General features: G+C 38.5%; 18 protein-coding genes. 16 read left to right on the top strand and 2 right to left on the bottom strand.

Annotation, left to right across the window (positions count from 1 at the left end; genetic code table 11):
- Window positions 1-240: 240 nt before the first annotated feature.
- Window positions 241-780: an amino acid ABC transporter substrate-binding protein gene (locus tag H5161_RS04280; RefSeq protein WP_404936162.1), complete on the top strand. Its 540-nt coding sequence runs from the start codon at window positions 241-243 to the stop codon at window positions 778-780.
- On the opposite strand, the gene H5161_RS04275 is transcribed toward H5161_RS04280, so the two are convergent.
- Window positions 769-1,584 carry a thioesterase family protein gene (locus H5161_RS04275; protein WP_182737518.1) on the bottom strand — a complete coding sequence of 272 codons (816 nt, stop codon included), beginning with the start codon at window positions 1,582-1,584 and terminating at the stop codon, window positions 769-771. The two genes, H5161_RS04280 and H5161_RS04275, sit on opposite strands and share 12 nt — an antisense overlap.
- A 241-nt stretch (window positions 1,585-1,825) precedes the next feature.
- Here H5161_RS04275 and dnaK point away from each other — a divergent pair, with 241 nt between their 5' ends.
- The 12 genes from dnaK (at window position 1,826) to H5161_RS04215 (ending at window position 15,148) form a co-directional block, all read left to right on the top strand.
- Complete coding sequence (dnaK, locus tag H5161_RS04270) at window positions 1,826-3,742, top strand: molecular chaperone DnaK (RefSeq protein WP_002959064.1); 1,917 nt, start codon at window positions 1,826-1,828, stop codon at window positions 3,740-3,742.
- 202 nt (window positions 3,743-3,944) lie between these two features.
- Complete coding sequence (gene dnaJ / locus H5161_RS04265; protein ID WP_182768864.1) at window positions 3,945-5,084, top strand: molecular chaperone DnaJ; 1,140 nt, start codon at window positions 3,945-3,947, stop codon at window positions 5,082-5,084.
- Window positions 5,085-5,184: 100 nt separating this feature from the next.
- On the top strand, window positions 5,185-5,646 hold the full coding sequence (ybaK, locus tag H5161_RS04260; protein ID WP_024595562.1) for a Cys-tRNA(Pro) deacylase: 462 nt from the start codon (window positions 5,185-5,187) through the stop codon (window positions 5,644-5,646).
- Window positions 5,647-5,796: 150 nt separating this feature from the next.
- Window positions 5,797-6,201: a DUF1761 domain-containing protein gene (locus tag H5161_RS04255; RefSeq protein WP_024595561.1), complete on the top strand. Its 405-nt coding sequence runs from the start codon at window positions 5,797-5,799 to the stop codon at window positions 6,199-6,201.
- Between the two features lie 92 nt (window positions 6,202-6,293).
- On the top strand, window positions 6,294-6,662 hold the full coding sequence (locus H5161_RS04250; RefSeq protein ID WP_024595560.1) for a response regulator: 369 nt from the start codon (window positions 6,294-6,296) through the stop codon (window positions 6,660-6,662).
- A gap of 304 nt (window positions 6,663-6,966) precedes the next feature.
- Window positions 6,967-7,218 (top strand): hypothetical protein, encoded by a 252-nt coding sequence (locus tag H5161_RS04245; protein WP_024595559.1) that lies wholly within the window; start codon window positions 6,967-6,969, stop codon window positions 7,216-7,218.
- 161 nt (window positions 7,219-7,379) lie between these two features.
- On the top strand, window positions 7,380-7,643 hold the full coding sequence (locus H5161_RS04240) for a hypothetical protein (protein WP_024595558.1): 264 nt from the start codon (window positions 7,380-7,382) through the stop codon (window positions 7,641-7,643).
- A gap of 190 nt (window positions 7,644-7,833) precedes the next feature.
- Complete coding sequence (locus tag H5161_RS04235) at window positions 7,834-9,564, top strand: ATP-binding protein (RefSeq protein WP_182768756.1); 1,731 nt, start codon at window positions 7,834-7,836, stop codon at window positions 9,562-9,564.
- Window positions 9,557-10,921 carry a sigma-54 dependent transcriptional regulator gene (locus tag H5161_RS04230; protein WP_039488492.1) on the top strand — a complete coding sequence of 455 codons (1,365 nt, stop codon included), beginning with the start codon at window positions 9,557-9,559 and terminating at the stop codon, window positions 10,919-10,921. The genes H5161_RS04235 and H5161_RS04230 overlap by 8 nt, the downstream gene beginning before the upstream one ends.
- A 176-nt stretch (window positions 10,922-11,097) precedes the next feature.
- A complete protein-coding gene (locus H5161_RS04225) occupies window positions 11,098-12,054 on the top strand; it encodes a porin (RefSeq protein ID WP_002959079.1) in 957 nt (318 codons plus the stop codon).
- A 9-nt stretch (window positions 12,055-12,063) separates the two neighbouring features.
- Window positions 12,064-13,539 carry an SLC13 family permease gene (locus H5161_RS04220; RefSeq protein ID WP_182716873.1) on the top strand — a complete coding sequence of 492 codons (1,476 nt, stop codon included), beginning with the start codon at window positions 12,064-12,066 and terminating at the stop codon, window positions 13,537-13,539.
- 214 nt (window positions 13,540-13,753) lie between these two features.
- Window positions 13,754-15,148 (top strand): coniferyl aldehyde dehydrogenase, encoded by a 1,395-nt coding sequence (locus H5161_RS04215; protein ID WP_370660922.1) that lies wholly within the window; start codon window positions 13,754-13,756, stop codon window positions 15,146-15,148.
- A gap of 131 nt (window positions 15,149-15,279) precedes the next feature.
- Here H5161_RS04215 and H5161_RS04210 read toward each other — a convergent pair whose 3' ends face one another.
- Window positions 15,280-16,005 carry a tetratricopeptide repeat protein gene (locus H5161_RS04210; RefSeq protein WP_039488497.1) on the bottom strand — a complete coding sequence of 242 codons (726 nt, stop codon included), beginning with the start codon at window positions 16,003-16,005 and terminating at the stop codon, window positions 15,280-15,282.
- A 781-nt stretch (window positions 16,006-16,786) separates the two neighbouring features.
- Here H5161_RS04210 and H5161_RS04205 point away from each other — a divergent pair.
- The 3 genes from H5161_RS04205 (at window position 16,787) to H5161_RS04195 (ending at window position 19,350) form a co-directional block, all read left to right on the top strand.
- Window positions 16,787-17,650 (top strand): DUF6279 family lipoprotein, encoded by an 864-nt coding sequence (locus H5161_RS04205; RefSeq protein ID WP_182768754.1) that lies wholly within the window; start codon window positions 16,787-16,789, stop codon window positions 17,648-17,650.
- An 84-nt stretch (window positions 17,651-17,734) separates the two neighbouring features.
- Window positions 17,735-18,763: an XdhC family protein gene (locus H5161_RS04200; protein WP_182768753.1), complete on the top strand. Its 1,029-nt coding sequence runs from the start codon at window positions 17,735-17,737 to the stop codon at window positions 18,761-18,763.
- Window positions 18,757-19,350, top strand: a complete 594-nt coding sequence (locus H5161_RS04195) for a nucleotidyltransferase family protein (protein WP_182695170.1) — start codon at window positions 18,757-18,759, stop codon at window positions 19,348-19,350. The genes H5161_RS04200 and H5161_RS04195 overlap by 7 nt, the downstream gene beginning before the upstream one ends.
- Window positions 19,351-19,473 lie beyond the last annotated feature (123 nt).

The raw sequence follows: 19,473 nt of genomic DNA, 5'->3' as shown, positions 1-19,473 counted from the left end.
GCCATCAAGCTGCTCGTTATATAAAGGAAGCGTGTGAAATATTATTTGTACTGCATATTAATGTGGCTCTTTATTTTCTCGCAAAATGCTGTGGCTATTAATATAGAGCGAGAAGTAATTATCGCCGCGAGCGCATCAATTCCGCCCTATGTTTTTGCAAAAACAGACTCAGGTATACACCTAGGTTTAATTAAAGCCGCGTTAAAGGCTAATGGATTTGCCAATATTAATGTGCAATATATGTCTAATAAACGCGCTGAGCATCAATTGCATAATAAAGGAGTAGATATACTTTTAAATTATGCAGGAGGAAGTAGTCCTGGTATTTACTCAAGTAAACCGGTACTTAGTTATGAAAATGTAGCCATTACACTCAAGCGAAATAAATATAATATTGATAAAATAGAAGGCATGTTTAATAAAAACGTTCTTGCTTTTCAAAATGCAACTGCATATCTGCCTTCTATATTTAAAAGTAATGTTAAACACTTTAGCTCATATCAAGAGGTTATTAATCAAAAGGCGCAGGTAGATAAGCTGTTAAAAGGTTGGGTGGATGTAATTGTATTAGATAAGCGTATTTTTTACTATTACTACAATCAACATAAATCACCCGAAGCTGTGCAAATTTACACTTTATTTCCAAAAGCAGAGCGACCTGCTTATTTTAATAACCTCTCTTTAGCTACTGAGTTTGATATAGGTTTGGCGCTCATCAAGCAAAACGGTACTTATAAAAGAATTGTTGATGAAGGCCAAACCCATTCATCAATCAAATAACGCCACTGTTTGACGTGTAAGCGCTATTAGCTCACCGGATTGTGACCATATACAGCCATCTTCTAAACCATAGCCATCTTTTGAATGATGAGTGATTGCTTCAAAGCCAAGCCATTCGCCAGGTGATAAGTTTGGCTCTTGTACAAACTCTAAATACCATGACATGCTACTAGCTGGAGCGGGTTGTTTAAACATTTGTAATAACGTAGGTGGCCATGCATCTGTTAATGCAATTACATGCGCTTCAGTTATTTGTTCGGGCGTATGTTTAAAGCGCATCCATCCCCCTAAGTGAGACGTTTCTGCGCTGCTAAATGGCATGGCACCTTGTTGAGGGCATAAATCAACATGTTGAAAAAATTCAGGCATCTGGCCTTTAATAAAAGGTAGAGTATGGCGCTCGTCTACCGGTTTTAACCCTAAAGACTTTGAAACAGGCACATTTACACCCGACTCTCTACTTTTAGCAAAACACGCTTGTACAATTACACACACTTGTTCATTTTGAATGGCTTTGGCGAGTACCTGTGTGCTGCTTTTACCTTGTCGTAATATTTCTACCGATAACGAAAAAGGAGTATCAGCTAGTAATGGCCCTACAAAATTTGTACTGAGTGAGAGTAGGCGACGATCACTGGATACTTTTCCTCTGATAGCTTGATACAACAGTGCGGCTGAGAGCCCACCAAAAGCAGTTCTGCCTTGGCACCAGTTTTCTGGAAATTGCATTGTGCTAGTTAATTGTTCGGTATTGTCTGAACTTCCAATTTTTGCAGCTTGGAGAAGTAATTGTTCAAAATGCATGAAGATGTCCTTTTATAGTGCGATTTAATAAATTTATAACACAACCAAACTAGTCAGACCAGTAATTAAAAACGTCTCTGGCGGTGCAAAAATCACCATTCCTTACAATTATTAGGGTTATTTTGTAAATAAATCACAAAAAATGGATTTTTTTTCATTTTTACAGTTGAAATAAGTTTGGCGCATCCCTATTTACTATGTCATCGAACGTATTAACGAATATTGAAGTTGGAGAAGTTTCATGGGTAAAATTATTGGAATCGATTTAGGTACTACAAACTCTTGTGTTGCAGTACTTGATGGTGGCAAAGCACGTGTTATTGAAAACGCGGAAGGCGATCGCACAACCCCGTCTATTATTGCTTACACGCAAGACGGCGAAACATTAGTAGGTCAATCTGCTAAGCGTCAAGCGGTTACTAACCCGACAAACACATTATTTGCAATCAAGCGTTTAATTGGTCGTCGTTTTGAAGACGAAGAAGTACAACGCGATATCGGCATTATGCCGTTTAAAATCATCAAAGCTGATAACGGCGATGCATGGGTAGAAGCGGGTGGCGAAAAACGCGCTGCACCACAAATTTCTGCTGAAGTACTGAAAAAAATGAAGAAAACGGCAGAGGACTTCTTAGGTGAAGAAGTAACTGAAGCTGTAATCACAGTACCTGCATACTTTAACGATTCACAACGTCAAGCAACGAAAGATGCTGGCCGTATTGCGGGTCTTGAAGTTAAACGTATTATCAATGAGCCAACTGCTGCGGCACTTGCTTACGGTATGGATAAAAACCGTGGCGAAAACATCGTTGCAGTATATGACTTAGGTGGCGGTACTTTCGATTTATCAATCATTGAAATTGATGAAGTTGAAGGCGAGCACACTTTTGAAGTACTTGCTACAAACGGTGATACTCACTTAGGTGGTGAAGATTTCGATAACCGTGTAATCAACTACTTAGTAGCTGAATTCAAGAAAGATCAAGGTTTAGACTTAAAAACTGATCCTCTTGCAATGCAACGTGTTAAAGAAGCTGCTGAAAAAGCAAAAATTGAACTGTCATCTGCACAATCAACTGAAGTAAACCTTCCGTATGTAACTGCTGATGCATCTGGTCCTAAGCACATGAACGTGAAACTAACACGTGCTAAGCTTGAATCACTAGTTGAAGATTTAGTAACTAAATCTCTAGAGCCACTTAAACGTGCACTTGCTGATGCTGATTTATCAGTAAGCGACATCAACGATATTATTCTTGTTGGTGGCCAAACACGTATGCCTTTAGTACAAAAAACAGTTGCTGATTTCTTCGGTAAAGAACCACGTAAAGACGTAAACCCTGATGAAGCAGTTGCAGTAGGCGCAGCGATTCAAGGTGGTGTACTTGCTGGTGACGTCAAAGATGTACTATTACTAGACGTTTCTCCATTATCTCTTGGTATTGAGACAATGGGTTCAGTAATGACAGCATTAATTGAGAAAAACACGACGATTCCTACTAAGAAATCGCAAACATTCTCAACAGCTGAAGATAACCAATCTGCTGTAACAATTCACGTGTTACAAGGTGAGCGTAAACGTTCAAGCGACAATAAATCTCTAGGTCAATTTAACCTAGAAGGTATTCGCCCAGCACAACGTGGTACACCGCAAATCGAAGTAACATTCGATGTTGATGCCGATGGTATCTTACATGTATCTGCAAAAGATAAAGATACAGGTAAAGAGCAAAAAATCACAATTCAAGCATCTTCAGGCCTAAGCGATGAAGAAGTTGAAAAAATGGTTCGTGATGCAGAAGCACATGCTGAAGACGATAAAAAGTTTGAAGAACTTGTAGCTGCTCGTAACCAAGCTGATGCTCTAGTACACGGTACTCGTAAGCAAATTGAAGAAGCTGGCGATGCATTACCAAGCGAAGACAAAGAAGCGATTGAAGCGGCTGTTGTAGATTTAGAAGCTGCTATTAAGAGCGACAACAAAGAAGAGATTGAAGCTAAAACTCAAGCTCTTGCTGAAAAGTCTCAAAAACTAATGGAAATTGCACAAGCGAAAGCACAGCAAGGTTCAGCAGATGCAGGCGAGCAACAGCAATCAGCTAAGCAAGACGACGACGTTGTTGATGCAGAGTTCGAAGAAGTGAAAGACGACAAGTAATTGTTGCTAACGCTTCTCGCTAGCCAAAAACACTTAACTCAATCGAGTGTTTAGGTTAGGATGAACAATTGAGGCGCGCGAGCAATAGCTTGTCGCGCCTTTTGCATGTATTTAAGGTTTAAAAATTCAATGATAAATCGATGCGATTTATCGGTTTATCCAGCAGCTCACGCTGCAAACAGAAAAGAGTAGTGTGATAGATATGTCAAAACGCGATTATTACGAAGCCCTCGGCGTAAGCAAAGATGCGAGTGAGCGAGACATAAAAAAAGCGTATAAACGCTTAGCGATGAAATATCATCCAGATCGTACCGCAGGCGATAAAGAGCTTGAAACTAAATTTAAAGAAGTTAAAGAAGCTTACGAGATTTTAACCGATCCTCAAAAACGCCAAATGTATGACCAACATGGTCACGCGGCATTTGAGCAAGGCGGTGGCGGTGGTCATGGCGGCTTTGGTGGCGGTCATGGCGATTTTGGTGATGTATGTGGTGACGTATTTGGCGATATTTTTGGTGGCGGCGGTGGTCGACGTCAATCTCGTCAACAACGTGGTTCTGACTTACGTTACAACATGGACTTGAGCTTAGAAGAAGCGGTTCGTGGTAAAGAAGTTGAAATTAAAGTACCAACATGGGTGGGTTGTGAGCCATGTGATGGCAGTGGTGCTAAAGCAGGTTCTAAGCCTAAAACATGTACTACATGTCATGGTGCTGGCCAAGTACAAATGCGCCAAGGTTTCTTTGCTGTTCAGCAAACGTGTCCAACGTGTCAGGGACAAGGTCAGATTATTTCAGACCCTTGTAACAAATGTCATGGTCAAGGCCGCGTAGAAAAAACTAAAACGCTTTCAGTTAAAATTCCAGCTGGCGTTGATACAGGAGACCGTATCCGCTTAACTGGTGAAGGTGAAGCCGGAATGCACGGCGCGCCATCTGGCGACTTGTACGTGCAAGTATCTGTTCGCGAACATGAAATATTTGTACGTGAAGCAAATAATTTATACTGTGAAGTACCAATTAGCTTTACAACAGCAGGTCTTGGTGGCGAAATTCAGGTGCCAACACTTGATGGTCGTGCAAAACTTAAAATACCTTCTGAAACGCAAACGGGCAAAATGTTCCGTATGCGTGGCAAAGGCGTTAAGTCTGTTCGAAGTGGTGCCCAAGGCGATCTAATTTGTAAGGTAGTAATCGAAACGCCAGTTAATCTTAACGAGCGTCAACGTGAACTACTGCAAGAGTTAGATGAAAGTATGGGTACAGATAGCTCGAAAAATCGTCCTAAAGAGCAAGGCTTTTTTGACGGTGTTAAAAAGTTTTTTGATGATTTAACTAAGTAAATTTAAATTATTATTAATAATGAAACGGCGCTTTTTAGCGTCGTTTTTTTTGCTTTAAATTTTATTTTTGTTACTGTTAAAAAAAACACGATTAAATAGTATGACCCCAGCAATCGAATTACTTAAAAAACAAAAAATCCCCTTTGAAGTACTCAGTTACGAACACGATGCAGGTAATAGTCAATATGGGCTTGAAGCTGTTGAAAAGTTAAATTTAGATAGCGCCCAAGTATATAAAACTCTCGTTCTTGAAACACACGAAAGGCAGCTAATTGTTGCTGTTACTCCTGTGTCGCAACAAGTTAACTTAAAACAGTTGGCAAAATTATGTGGTGCCAAAAAAGTAGCAATGGCTGCCCCGCAAAAAGTTCAAGCTAGCACTGGTTATATTTTAGGGGGAGTAAGTCCACTTGGACAAAAAAAACGCTTAGCTACGTTTATTCATAGTAGTGCTTCACTTTTTGATACTATTTATGTGAGCGCTGGAAAGCGAGGTTTAGAAATCGCACTCTCCCCAACTAATTTAGCGGCGTTAACTAGCGCTAAATTTGGCGATTTATAGCCTTTATTTTTAAAATTACTCTCCATAAAGGCAATTAACTCAAGTTAAGCAATTTGCTCAATACCTTATTTGTAACTACATTGAGAGTATCTTTATACCGTTAATATTTAATACCAAACGGTATTACACATTTTGTATACGGCTGTTTGTATGAACCTTTTAGATGTAGATTATTTTGCAATACTGGTGGCTGCACTGTCTTCTTTTATGCTTGGCGGCATATGGTACTCAAAAGCACTCTTTAAAAACGCTTGGCTAGAAAGTATTGGCTTAACTGACCTTGATTTACAATCAGCCAATCCTAAGTTGATATTTGGCGGCAGCTTCTTTTTAGTATTTATAGCGGCTTTAATGTTGTCTCTATTTTTAGGTAAAGACGCAAGTTTAGTTGAGTGTGTAGGAACAGGCTTTGTGATCGGCTTTTTTTGGATCAGTAGTTCACTAGGGTTAAGTTATATATTTGAGCAACGCCCTTTAAAACTATTTTTAATTAATGGGAGTTACTGTATTTTACAGTTTTCGTTAATGGGGCTTATTTTAGGTATTTGGCCGTAAGGGTTGAGTAGCCGTTAATGCCCGGTTTGATTCTTACCTGAGAGTAGAGTAGGTTTATATAATCGTATTTACATGATTTGGTAGCAGTATTAATGAAAATATTAGTAGTTGATGATATGCCGCTCATGCGTCATGTTTTAATTAATATGCTAAGAAAATTGGAGTATTGCAATATCGTTGAAGCTACAGATGGATTACAAGCTTTGGCTTTATTGCGTGACCAACATTTCGATTTGGTTATTACAGATCTTCATATGCCAAAAATGGATGGTGTTGATTTACTCACAAACATTCGAAAAGACAGAGCCCTTGCCGATATTCCTGTGTTGATGGTTACCTGTGAGGATAGTACAGATAAAGTTAAGCAAGTTATTGCGGCTAAAGTATCGGGGTTTATAATCAAACCTTTTAATATGAATGTATTATCATCTCAATTAAACCGCTTCTTTTTCAAAGATTAGGTTATATTTTTCATCATCATTAAATTATTATGAGCTCACTTTAATATCCATACCGCGTAAAAATTTTAAAACCCAGTGGTCACCTTTACCCACCTAATACCAATGAGCAATAATACTTAATCATTTTTCGAGGCTAAACGTGTCGCTCCCTGTGTTAAAAAATTCTCATTTAGAACAGTTAAATAGCGAATCTTCGCCTAGCTACCAACACGTTTTTCTACCCTCAAATAGATCACTTAATTAAACGAATTACTATAAACTGGTATCATAAAGAATAATTTTTTATACAGTACAGCAGGACTTAATGGCAAAACCTAATAAAAAAGGCCCCACTAAAACGGTCGATATTTTTTGCTCTGCTTGTAAAGCTTCCTTATTTAAGTATCGAAAAGGAGGCAAAGGAGCATTAGTTAAGTGTTTTAAAGAGCGTATTAGTCAAGACTTTACACAAGAGCCCTGTATTTGCCCTAACTGTAGTCGGCCTTTTGCCCGAGAAGCGATTATTCGTGGTGCGCCTGCCTATAAAATAATTGGTGGCAAAGTAACGTTTAAATAATTCAGATACAGTAAAATTTATTCATACGGACATATGGCCTTGTTAGAATTTACCATATTGATAGAATCGCTCGGTTTGCTGTTTCAATGAATGAAAAAATACCCTCCCCATGGATCGGGCCAGTTTATTGGGTTATTTAAAAATGGATAAAGGATAGTTTCGTGATAGCACTCTTATTTGACATCATAGGTATGACAGGTACTTTTTTAGTAGTTGGTTCATTTTTCTTACTGCAGCTAGGAAAGACGTCTCCATCTAGCCTAACGTATAATATGATGAATTTAACAGGGGCGATTTTGTTGTTAATTAGCCTTTGCTATAACTTTAATTTAGCGAGCTTTGTGATAGAAATATTTTGGATAGCTGCTTCATTAATTGGTTTATACAAATACCTAAAAAACAGATCAGCTTTAGCTACAAATTAATAACGTATTAATTTTGTTCTAAACCTTAAACACTGCAAGCACAACTGTTTGCGGTGTTTTTTGTTTTTAGGACTAAATTTAATTAACAAGTATAATTAAATTCATTTGTTAACAAAAAGTTTATATCCCTGCCTCATATAAGTCGTTACACTAGCGACCTTAAATTTTTAGGCTATTTCTCGGGTAGGCCATGTTTACGTTTTCTAAAAAAATAATTACAGTATGTATATTATTAGTATTAATTTTGGTTGTTACATTTTGGGTAGGCCGCGCTCACGATATTGAAAAAGCAATAGCTCAAGCGCAGCGTCAGGTTACTCAATTAAATAATTACATTGATACTGAACTCGCTCGTTTTTCGGCTATTCCCCAGCTACTTACTTATAATCAGTTAATGATTGAATTTGCAAACGGCGACCAAGCCCATTACAACGCTATAAATAACTACTTAGCTGATATACAACAAGCCAGTGGTGCATCAGATATATTTGTACTGAATGCCCAAGGCGCAGTAACGGCAAGTAGTAACTGGCAAGCCGATTACACATTTTTAGGCAGTAACTTTGCCTTTAGACCTTACTTTAAACGTGCATTTGCAGGTGAAAAAGTGGCCTACTTTGCACTAGGTATGCGTTCAAAAGAGCGTGGTATTTATTTTTCGCAGGCTGTTTATCACGACAACAAAGCGGTTGGTGTTGTTGTATTAAAAGTGAATGTAAGCAAATTTGAAAACGACAGAGAGCTTTTAAATACATCTAAAGGTAGCCATTTTTATTTAGAGCTTAGTGATAATGTAATTGCGATGTCTGATATGCAAACATGGCGTTTAAATAGCTTCAGTGAGTTTGATATAACAAAGCGACGTAATATAAAGTTACGCCGTGCTTATTTAGATCATCAACCTGTATATATTAAGCAATTTCAATATAAGAGCCAGGGTATTTCGCATTTCAAAATTAATAAAAACCTTTATGTGAGTGCGACAAAACCATTGCGTTACTTTAGTGCACATATGAACGTACTTGTTGATATTACAAAAGTAAATTCAGCTCAATTAATACGCTTGTTTTGGGCATTTAGCATTTATGCTTTAGTTATTATTGTTGGTTATAGTTTACTTGCTCGTTTTGCGGGTTATAAAAAGCTCGTTTACTCTAGGCATAGTCTTGAGCAAAAAGTGATTGAGCGCACACAAGAGCTTGAGAAAACGCAAGTTGCATTAGTTCAATCAGCAAAACTTGCAACAATTGGGCAGTTAAGCGCAGGTATTAATCACGAAATAAACCAGCCCCTTAGCGCTATGAATACTTACCTAGCAAGCGCCAAACGTTTACTCGCTAAGCAAAATTACACCGCACTTGGCGAAAGCATAACTGTGATTGAGGGGCTTGTAGGTCGCGTACACAAAATAGTAGGGCAGCTAAAACATTTTAGCAAACCATCACAAACTCAATTAAGGCCTTATCCGTTAGCTGGTTTATTAAATAACGCCTTGATGATTGCCAGCTCACAACTAAAACAAGATAACGTACACGTAGAGCAGCCTAATTTAGATAGTGGGTTAATAGTGTGGGTTGATTCACTTAAATTTGAGCAAGTGTTGGTTAACTTAATAACTAACGCGAGCCAAGCTATGAATGGCGCAATAATACGTAAATTAAGTTTTAATGTTGAGTGCTTTGATAACCGAGTAAAACTCTCAATTTTAGATACAGGGCCTGGAATAGAGCAACATGCTTTTGGTAATATTTTCGAACCTTTTTATAGTACTAAAGAAAGTAACGGCTTAGGCCTTGGATTATCTATTTCAAAACAAATCATTGACTCGTTTAATGGCTCTTTAAGTGCGCACAATCGACTGCAAGGCGGGGCTGAGTTTATAATCAGTCTATCAAGCACGCAGGATAAAACAGATGATTGAAAACTCACCGTGTAAGCACATCATTGTAGTTGATGATGAAGCGATGATCAGAGATTCATTAAAACAATTACTTACCCTCGAAGGCTATACAGTTGAGTGCTTTAATGATGCAAGTACGGCTCTAACAAAGCTTAATCGACGTTTTATGGGCGTTGTACTGAGTGACATAAATATGCCTGCAATGGATGGGCTAACTTTGCTTGAGCAAGTCACGGCATTTGATAGTGAACTGCCGGTTATATTTTTAACAGGGTACGCCGATGTAACTATTGCTGTTAAAGCTATGCAATTAGGCGCGTATGACTTATTTGAAAAACCAGTAAACGAAACATTGCTTGATTGCATAGCAAGAGCATGCGACAAGCGTAGCTTAGTGATTCAAAATCGTGCACTAAAACTTGCTGTACAAAAAACCTCAGCGCCGGGTGTACGAATCCTAGGTGATACTCCTAAAATGCAAGATATGATGCATTTACTCAATACGGTTATTGATACCCCAGCTGATGTAATGATTGAAGGTGAAACTGGCACGGGTAAAGAGCTTGTAGCGCGTTACTTACACGATCAAAGTATTCGCTCAGCAAGTAACTTTGTGGCTATAAATTGCGGCGCGGTGCCTGAGCAGTTGATAGAAAGCGAGTTATTTGGTGCTGCAAGTGGTGCCTATACCGGAGCAACTCACACTCGTAAGGGAAAGTTTGAATTCGCACAAGGTGGTACAGTTTTTTTAGATGAAATAGAAAGTACCCCAATGTCGTTGCAGGTTAAATTATTACGCGTATTAGAGGAGCGAAAAGTAACTCCAGTAGGTGATAATAAAGCAATTGAGTTAGATATAAGAATTGTTGCAGCCACTAAAGTAGATTTACTTTCACTTGTTGAAAAAGGTGAATTTAGAGCAGATTTATATTATCGGCTAAGTTTGGTAAAAGTAGATATACCCCCACTTAGAGCTCGAAAAGCAGATATAGTATTACTGTTTAAGCACTTTAGCTCTATTGCAGCAACACGCTATCACAAGCCGCCAGCACCTCTTAATAGCGAAATACAACAGCGACTCTTAGCGTACGACTGGCCTGGTAATGTAAGGGAGCTTAGAAACCAAGCTGAACGCGCGGTTTTATTAGGAGTAGAACTTGCTTTTAGTGTTAGCAAAACGCAGGCTAAAGGTGAGCTTTCTCCCGATTTAAGCTTATCTGAAAAAGTTGCTTTTTATGAGCAGTCATTAATAGAAGAAGCCCTAGAGCGTAACCATGGCAGTATTAAAAATACGATGGATACACTGCAAATCGCTCGTAAAACCCTTTACGATAAAATGAGTAAATACAATTTAAACCGCGATATGTTTATTGACTAAATTGTGTGGTTTATGTGACAACTTCGTTTTTATGGTGTGTGGGAAACCGCACATTTATTCTCTTTTTTATACGCAATACCCATTAACCATCTGAAATATAGAAGTATTTTACCATTGGCAGTAAAGTTGCCTTATTAGGTCTGACAACAAGTAGATTCTAATAATTAGGACACATAATGATAAAGTTTACACACTCTACTATTTTACTCACCTCAATAAGTAGCTTAGCTTTTTACTCGTACACGGCTTGCGCTACTGAATATGATGTTTATGGTAAAGCCGAAGTGCAAATTGCTAATACAGATACGGGTATTATGCGTTACGCAGAAGAAGGCACGCAGATTGAAGCGCCATTTTCGCGTATAGGTATTCAAGGGCAACACAAATTAAATGAATATTTAAACGTTGTTTTTAAATACGAAGTGCAAGTAAAAGGCTTTGAGCAAGATGACACCGAAGAGCCATTTAGTGCAAGGAATACTTATCTTGGTTTAAAAGGTCAATTTGGCGAGCTTGTAGTGGGAAGAAATGATACTCGCTTTAAATACTCTGAGGGCAAAGTTGATAACTTTAATGAAACCCAAGGTGACATAGCCCAAGTTATTGCAGGACAAGATAGACTTGGTGATACGCTAACATACACTTCTAATTATTGGCATAATACGCAATTTTCGTTTACTTATGCTCCAAAAGACGACAACAAAGATAACGAAGCTGGATTTGCAGCAACTTTTATTTATGGTGATCGTAGCTTAAAAAACACCTCATATTACTTATCATTAAGCCATGTTGATTCTCTTAATAATATTAATGCGAGCCGAATAGCAGCAGCCTATAAATTTGAACAATTACAGCTTGGTGCACTATATCAGCATTCTGAATCAACAGATGGTATAAAATCAGGTAACGGTTATGTGTTAAGTGCAAGCTATACGCTTGATAAATGGGTACCTAAATTACAGTTTGCTAAAGATGACTCTTTACTTCGTCAAACTTCTGAGGCAACACAATGGACTACGGGCCTTGACTATGTATTTGACAAGCAAACAACTGCTTACCTTTTATACACCGACCTTAATTTAGAAGAACAAGACGACAGTAGTGTTGCGCTTGGTCTTAAATACAAATTTTAGAGGCCTGCCATGACAGATAATATACTCACGCAAAAACCAGATAAGAAAAGAAATTTCCAATGGCTTTTTTTGATACTAGGCCCTGTAGTAATGCTAATGACATGTTTACTCGATCCACCAACGGGTATGTCTGTAGCGGCATTTAAAACCGCAGGTTTAGCATTTTGGATGGCATCGTGGTGGGTGAGCGAAGTAGTACCAATTCCAGCAACTGCTTTGCTCCCTCTGGTAATATCACCACTGGCTGATATAGCAGCAATTAAAAGCGTGGCTGCCCCGTATGCGCACCCGCTAATATTTTTATTTTTAGGTGGTTTTTTAATTTCTATTGCTATGGAGCGTTGGGGGTTACATAAACGTATTGCGCTAAGCACCATGTTATATGCGGGTAAAAAGCCAAGCTTGCAAATTTTAGCCATGATGCTGGTAACCGCATTTTTGTCGATGTGGATGTCTAATACCGCAACAGCTGTAATGATGCTGCCTATTGCGCTTTCAATTACTAATTTAGTTAAGCAATCAGACCCGAGTAATGAAGGTTTTGGTAAGGCTTTACTGTTATCAATCGCTTATGGTGCAAGTATTGGTGGTATTGCTACCTTAATCGGTACTCCGCCTAATGCTTTAATGGCTGCTTACTTGTCAGATAGTTACCAAATAGAAATTGGCTTTGCGCAATGGATGATTGTAGGCGTACCACTGTCTTTAGGCATGCTAATTATTAGCTGGGTTTGGCTTACTAAATTTGCGTATAAAGTAGATGCTAATATTAAAAACGATCAAAAAATTGATACAAAAGCGGTGTTTTCAACGCAGTTAAAAAGCCTAGGTATAATGCAGCGCGCCGAAAAAGGCGTGTTATTTGTGTTTGTTTTAGCAGCACTGTGTTGGATATTTAGACCTTTATTAGGTGACATAACAGGTCTTAATATTTCAGATACTACTATTGCAATTGCAGCGGCATTGCTGTTGTTTGTAATGCCAGCGAATAAAGGCAAAGATGAGCGTATCCTTGATTGGGAAAGCGCAGCTAAAGTGCCGTGGGGCGTTTTATTATTATTTGGTGGCGGGCTTACACTTGCATCTCAAATTAAGTCATCAGGGCTTGCTGAATTTATTGCTCATCTAATTGAAGGCGCTAGCACTATTCCACTTGTTATGAGTGTACTTGTTGTTGTGGCATTAATTACGTTTTTAACTGAGATCACAAGCAATACAGCAACTGCAGCGGGCTTTCTTCCTTTGTTAGGGCCCGTTGCAGAGTCTATAACAGGTTCACCATTGGTTTGGGTTATTCCAGCAGCTATAGCGTGTAGTTGTGCGTTTATGATGCCGGTAGCGACACCACCAAATGCTATTGTGTTTGGCTCAGGGCAAATTCAAATGCGCGACATGATAAGAGCGGGTTTTGTGCTAAACATTGTGGCTATTGTATTAATTACGCTGGTTACAATGACGATTGCAGCCCAAGTATTTGGCTTTTAAAGCTGAACTAAATTAGTTCCAACCAACCTATGCCAGAGTAGCTTTGTTTATATTTACAGTTTTAAACAAAGCTACTCTTTATGCTTATTTATATTGCTTAAGAAGCTCTTTTTTAGATAATTAGTGTTATTGCTCGAAAAACAGAACAAGGTTATAGTCGTTAATAACTTTAAAAATTGAGTAACCTATTTTGAGCACTGAGACATCACAGGCAATGCCTTTAATTCCCCAGTTTGATGAATTGCAAAAAAGCTTTCTCGAAACGCCTTACTTGCCAATTGATAAACGTCTCGTTTTATTGAAAAAACTCCGTGTACGTATTGTTGAACTTGAGCAAGAGCTAGTAGATGCTGCTTCAAAAGACTTTGGTTACAGAACCGCTTTCGATACATTACTAGGCGATATATTACCTACAGTGCAAACACTCGCGCACATTATTAAAAAATTGCCAAAATGGGCAAAGCCAAGTAATCGCTCTGTGGGTTTAAGCTTGTGGCCTTCAAAAGTAAGTGTTAATTATCAGCCCAAAGGTGTGGTTGGTATTATTGCACCGTGGAATTACCCCATTCAGTTAGCGTTAGTACCTGTGCTTACCGCTATAGCTGCCGGTAATAGAGTGATGCTTAAATTAAGCGAATTCACACCTCATACAAACGCCGTTATCGAAAAAATCTTTAAAGATGACATGCAAGCGCATTGTAAAATAATACTAGGGGCGAGTGATGTTGCAGCACAGTTTTCATCACTGCCATTTGCTCATTTATTATTTACGGGTTCTACGAACGTAGGTAAATTAGTAATGGCGTCAGCGAGTCGTAATTTAACGCCGGTAACGCTTGAACTCGGTGGTAAATCGCCAGTTATTATTACGCAAAATGTCGATATTAAAAAAGCGGCACAAGCCTTACTGTTTGGCAAAATGGCCAACGCAGGGCAAATATGCGTTGCACCCGACTACGTATTTGTACCCAAAGAGCTTGAGCATCAGCTTATTCAGCAATTATGCGAGCTGTATAAAAAGCATTTTAAAGACGGTGTTGAAGGTAAAAACTTAACTTCTATCATTAGCGATGGGCATTATAAACGTTTGGCAACCTACTTAGAGCAAGCCCAAGAACTGGGTGCAAACATTATTAAGCCACTTGAGCAAAACCAGCAAGACGAAGAAAAGCACCGTATGGGGCTGCATTTAGTAACTCAAGTAACTGACGAAATGCAGCTTATGCAAGATGAGTTATTTGGTCCAATACTACCAATAATGAGTTATGAAAAGCTCGACAGCGCAATTGACTATATTAAAGCTCATCACCACCCATTAGCGCTTTATATTTTAGGGCAAGATAAGCACGCTCAAGAATACATTATGAAGCAAACAATCAGTGGCACTGTGGCAATAAACGATACCTTAGTGCAAGTAACTGCTGACGATGCTCCTTTTGGTGGTGTAGGGCATTCAGGAATGGGGCATTATCATGGTATAGAAGGGTTTTTAACGTTCAGTCATGCTAAAAATACGTTAGTATCGGGCTCGTTTAATCCTCGCATTGTTATGCTACTAAAACAAAGCAAACTTATTATTAAGCTTCTAAAGTGGCTTTACATAAAATAATAGGGTGCTGATTTGGTAAAGTTGAATAGGTGTTAACTTGCTAATCAAGATATATTAAAAAGGCTGAATTACATTATGTAATTCAGCCTTTTTTAAATTAGTTTAAAGCTACGGTCTTAAACTCTTAAACTTTAAAATAAGCGACCTTCGCCAGCATAGGTACCCACTTGTATTTTTGCATAAATGGCATCGGCTTTTTCTTTAGCTTCTTCAATTTCTTTAGGCAGCATTTTACGCTCATCAAGTTTACGGCTATGACTCGCTTGCATATTACCGTTGTACTCAGCGATAGTATTCCAAATATATGACTTTTCTAAATCTTTTGGCATACCTAGTCCTTCAAAATACATGAGGGCTAAATTAAATTGCGCTAAAGAGTAATTGTTTGCAGCTGCTTTTTCGTACCAGTTACGTGCCGCTTCATAGTCTCGTGTAACACCCACGCCATTAGCGTACATTACGCCCAAATTAAATTGAGCTGCAGGTAAATTCTTCTTAGCTGCTTTTTCAAATAAGGTAACTGCCATTTGATGATCAAGTTTAACGCCTTTACCTTCGTCGTATAAAACAGCTAGAGCAAACATCGAATCAGCATGGTTCTTTTTAACGCCTTGTTGATAAAGTGCAGCTGCTTTGCGGTAATCGCGTGTTACACCGTATCCACCTTCGTATAATTTGGCTAGTTCGTAAATTCCTGGCGCAAAACCTTTGTCTGCTAGGTATTGGAATTCTTTTAGGGCGACTGCAAATTCACCTTCGTTAGCTGCTCTTATGCCATCTTCTAATGTTGCATGAGCGAAAGGGCTGGCAAGTAAAACGCCAGCAAGAATGAGTGCTTTTAAATTAAACTGTGACATATTAATGTCTCCAATTAGTAATAGTTTCGATAGATTTTAGGGCCAGTACATTTTTTAGATTAAACATCCACTGCTATTTAGGCTCGCCCTTGAGGCGGTTTGCTCTTTGTTGCTCGGTTTTTTAATGAGCTTACTAAGTTACAAACTTCGCGCGGCGATTAAATAGCGCCTAGATAGAACAAATTTTAATCCTAAAAGGTCAACAGGCCATAGTTAAATGCTAATTTATTAAATTTTTGCACTATTTGCACATTATAAACGTTTAATACCCAATACATTTATGTAAAGACTAAATCGGTTACTATAAATAGATGCAAAAAAGGGTGTCTACTGTTATGTTTTACGCCAGCTTTAGTGTAAACGCAAGGCGGTACCTTATAAGATCGTGCGTATAAAATGTAAATAACACCGCGGTGGACTTTCAAGGCAAGCTAATGAGTTTAAGAAGTGTAAGATACAGATTTTATAGAAAATTTAAAGATATAAAAAAAGCCCGTTAGGGCTTTTTTGAGTCATATTAACCGTCACTAATATGAGCAATGTAGCAAGTAAATGTGATATTTGGTGTTATTACTTGGGTCGAGTAAGCAATAACACGAAGCGGCACGTTCTTCTTTTAATGTGTCAGCATCCTTGCTGAATATTCTTCCATAGGCACTGAGGTCGGTACACTTTGTTTCTGATAATGATTATTAGTTAGATTACCGCGCAAGTCAATACTTAATGATAATTATTATCAAATAAGATTTTCATGAGTATAAAATTTTAAATAAGGAAAGTGATGCTTAATAATCTTAAAGCTAAAAAAGTGATAAATGCATGCTTTGCTATCAGCATGGTATTTTTGTGTAGCTGTTCAGCCTCATTCACTTATAACAACTTGAGCTGGCTTTCGTCATTTTGGGTAGATGATTATATTGATTTAAATAAAACACAAAATAAGCAGCTCAAACAGATTATTAACACGACCCAAGCCTGGCACAGAAGTACGCAGCTGCCTGCCTACAAACAAGACATTCAAAATATTAAGGCACTTTTTAACACCACACTAAGCATTGATCAGTTAAAAGAGCAGGTGGTTTTTGCTAAAAAGCATTGGCAAAACCTACTTGAATACGCGCACATGCCTTTAGCTGAGCTTGGGGCAACCTTATCAAGTGAGCAAAGAGAAGAGCTTTTAAACAATATTCAAATAAAAATTAACGACGAACGTGAAGAGTTAAACGAACAAAGCCCGCTTGAGCGAAAAGATGAGCGTTTGGAAGAGCAATTTGAATACTACGAGCAGTGGATAGGAAAGCTTAATAAACAACAAAAAGCGCTGATTAAATCAACTAATGAGCAACATCAAGACTCAGGAGCGTTGTGGTTAGAGTACAAGCAAACCCGTTTGAATGCGGCCAAACAGGTATTTACAAATGCTGAAATTACAAAAAAAGAATTTATAAATCAGTTGAGTACAGTTATTAAAGAGCGCGAACTATATATGAGCGACGCACTATTGAAAACCAATGAAGCAAACTTAGATTTATATATAAATTTACTCTACGAATTAAACTCAACCTTAAATGATAAACAACGTCAAAGCGTTAATGATCAATTTGATGAGTTAATTGAGACCTTAAACGATATAATAAAAAACTAAATTGTGCGTGAATTATTAAGTTTTAAATTAGCTGTTTAGGCTGATTTGTTTTTAAACGCAAAAATGCTTTTTAAAGGGCAATATATGGTTACAGATTTGAAAAGTATCTTAAACACTTGGTATCCCAACAGGGACAACCAAGAATGGGTTTTAGCTACTTTGTACAAAATTGAAGGCTCTAGCTACAGAAAGCTAGGTGCTATGATGCTTATTTCGAGCCTAGGCGAGCGCTTAGGGATGCTTTCGGGTGGTTGTTTAGAAGCTGACATACAGCGCCACGCTAAACAAGTAATGAGTACTTTAAGCAGTAAAACCATTAGTTATGATGCCACCGATGAAGATGATTTAACATTTCAACTTGGCATTGGTTGTGGGGGCATAGTACACATTTTACTGCAGCCTATTCATAAGGCTAATGACTATTTACAGTTAGAGCTTGTATCTAAAGCACTTAATGAGAATAAACCAGGGCGATATCTTCAACAAGTAAGCCCCATTTTGCCAGCCGGTAGTGGTGTATTGACGCAAAATGATGAGTTGCATGGTTTATCAATGAACCGCAAAGCGCAATTGGTAGAATTACAAGGCGCTACATGCTTGCAAACCTCTATTTATCCACCGCCCCACCTATTAATAGTAGGTGGTGGAGCAGATGCAGTTCCGGTTTATACATTTGCCAAACAACTTGGTTGGAGTGTAACGGTATGGGATACACGCGCGGCTAATGCAAAAAGACAATATTTTAAAAATGCAGATGCTATTTTGCGCATCACACCGAGTGAGTTAAAAGAATATTGCATAACTAATAAAGTCGATGCGGCTATTTTAATGGCTCACAGCGTTGAACTTGACGCCAGTACGTTGGCTCAATTTAAAGATGTTCCGTTTAAATATATAGGATTATTGGGTCCTAAGCACAGACGTGAACAAGTTTTAGAGCACGCAAATACGCGTGTTTCACAAATTAAGTCTCCTGTTTTTGGGCCTGTCGGTTTAAATTTAGGCGGCGACTCGCCAGAGAGTATTGCACTATCGCTGATCAGCGAAATACATGCAGTGCTGTGTGATAAAGATGCCCAATCACTAAGTCATTGGGGGCAAGAGCCGTGCTAATTGCAAAAGTTGTTTTAGCCGCAGGTCAATCATCTCGCTTTAACGGCTGTAAATTAACAGCTGATATTGGCTTTGGCAAAACAATGATTGAGCATGCTGTAAATACACTTCAAGCACTTGATGACACGCCCGTGTATGTAGTTACCGGGGCATGGCATAAAGAAGTAGCGCAGGCACTGGCAGGTTATCAAAGCATAGAGCTAATTGAGAACAAGCAATGGAGCCAAGGTTTGGGTAATTCAATCGCGACAGCTTCTCAAACTGTGTTTAAAAATAAGTCCTTTGATGGGATTTTATTTATGCTTGCGGATCAGGTTGAGCTAAAAGTAGCGCACTTAAGTGAGCTAGTTACTGGTTTTAAACGTAATCCATCGCGCTGGTGCGCAAACTATGGCGAGCGTTTAGGTGTACCCGCTATATTCCCAGCGGTTGATTTATCTCAGCTTGCAAGCTTAACTTCAGATAGAGGTGCGCAGCAATTACTGCGTTCCAGCAGTGAGGTCGTTAATACAATTAGTTTAAGTAGTGCGAGTGTAGATATAGATACTCAAAAGCAGCTAAGTAATTTTATAGCTAAAAATGAGTGAAAAAGTAGTCGTAGGGCAAAATAATTTTTAGCTGCGCTAACGCTTTAGTGCAGTGGTTATGGTACTTAGCTGTTAATGTAGCTGATGCGGTAACTATATGTGTTATGGATTAGTAGTTACAAC

The sequence above is a fragment of the Pseudoalteromonas sp. SG43-5 genome (assembly GCF_014164345.1).
Lineage (GTDB): Bacteria > Pseudomonadota > Gammaproteobacteria > Enterobacterales > Alteromonadaceae > Pseudoalteromonas > Pseudoalteromonas distincta.
Note: the sequence above shows the minus strand (reverse complement) of the source record. Positions and strands in the feature narration are given on the sequence as shown.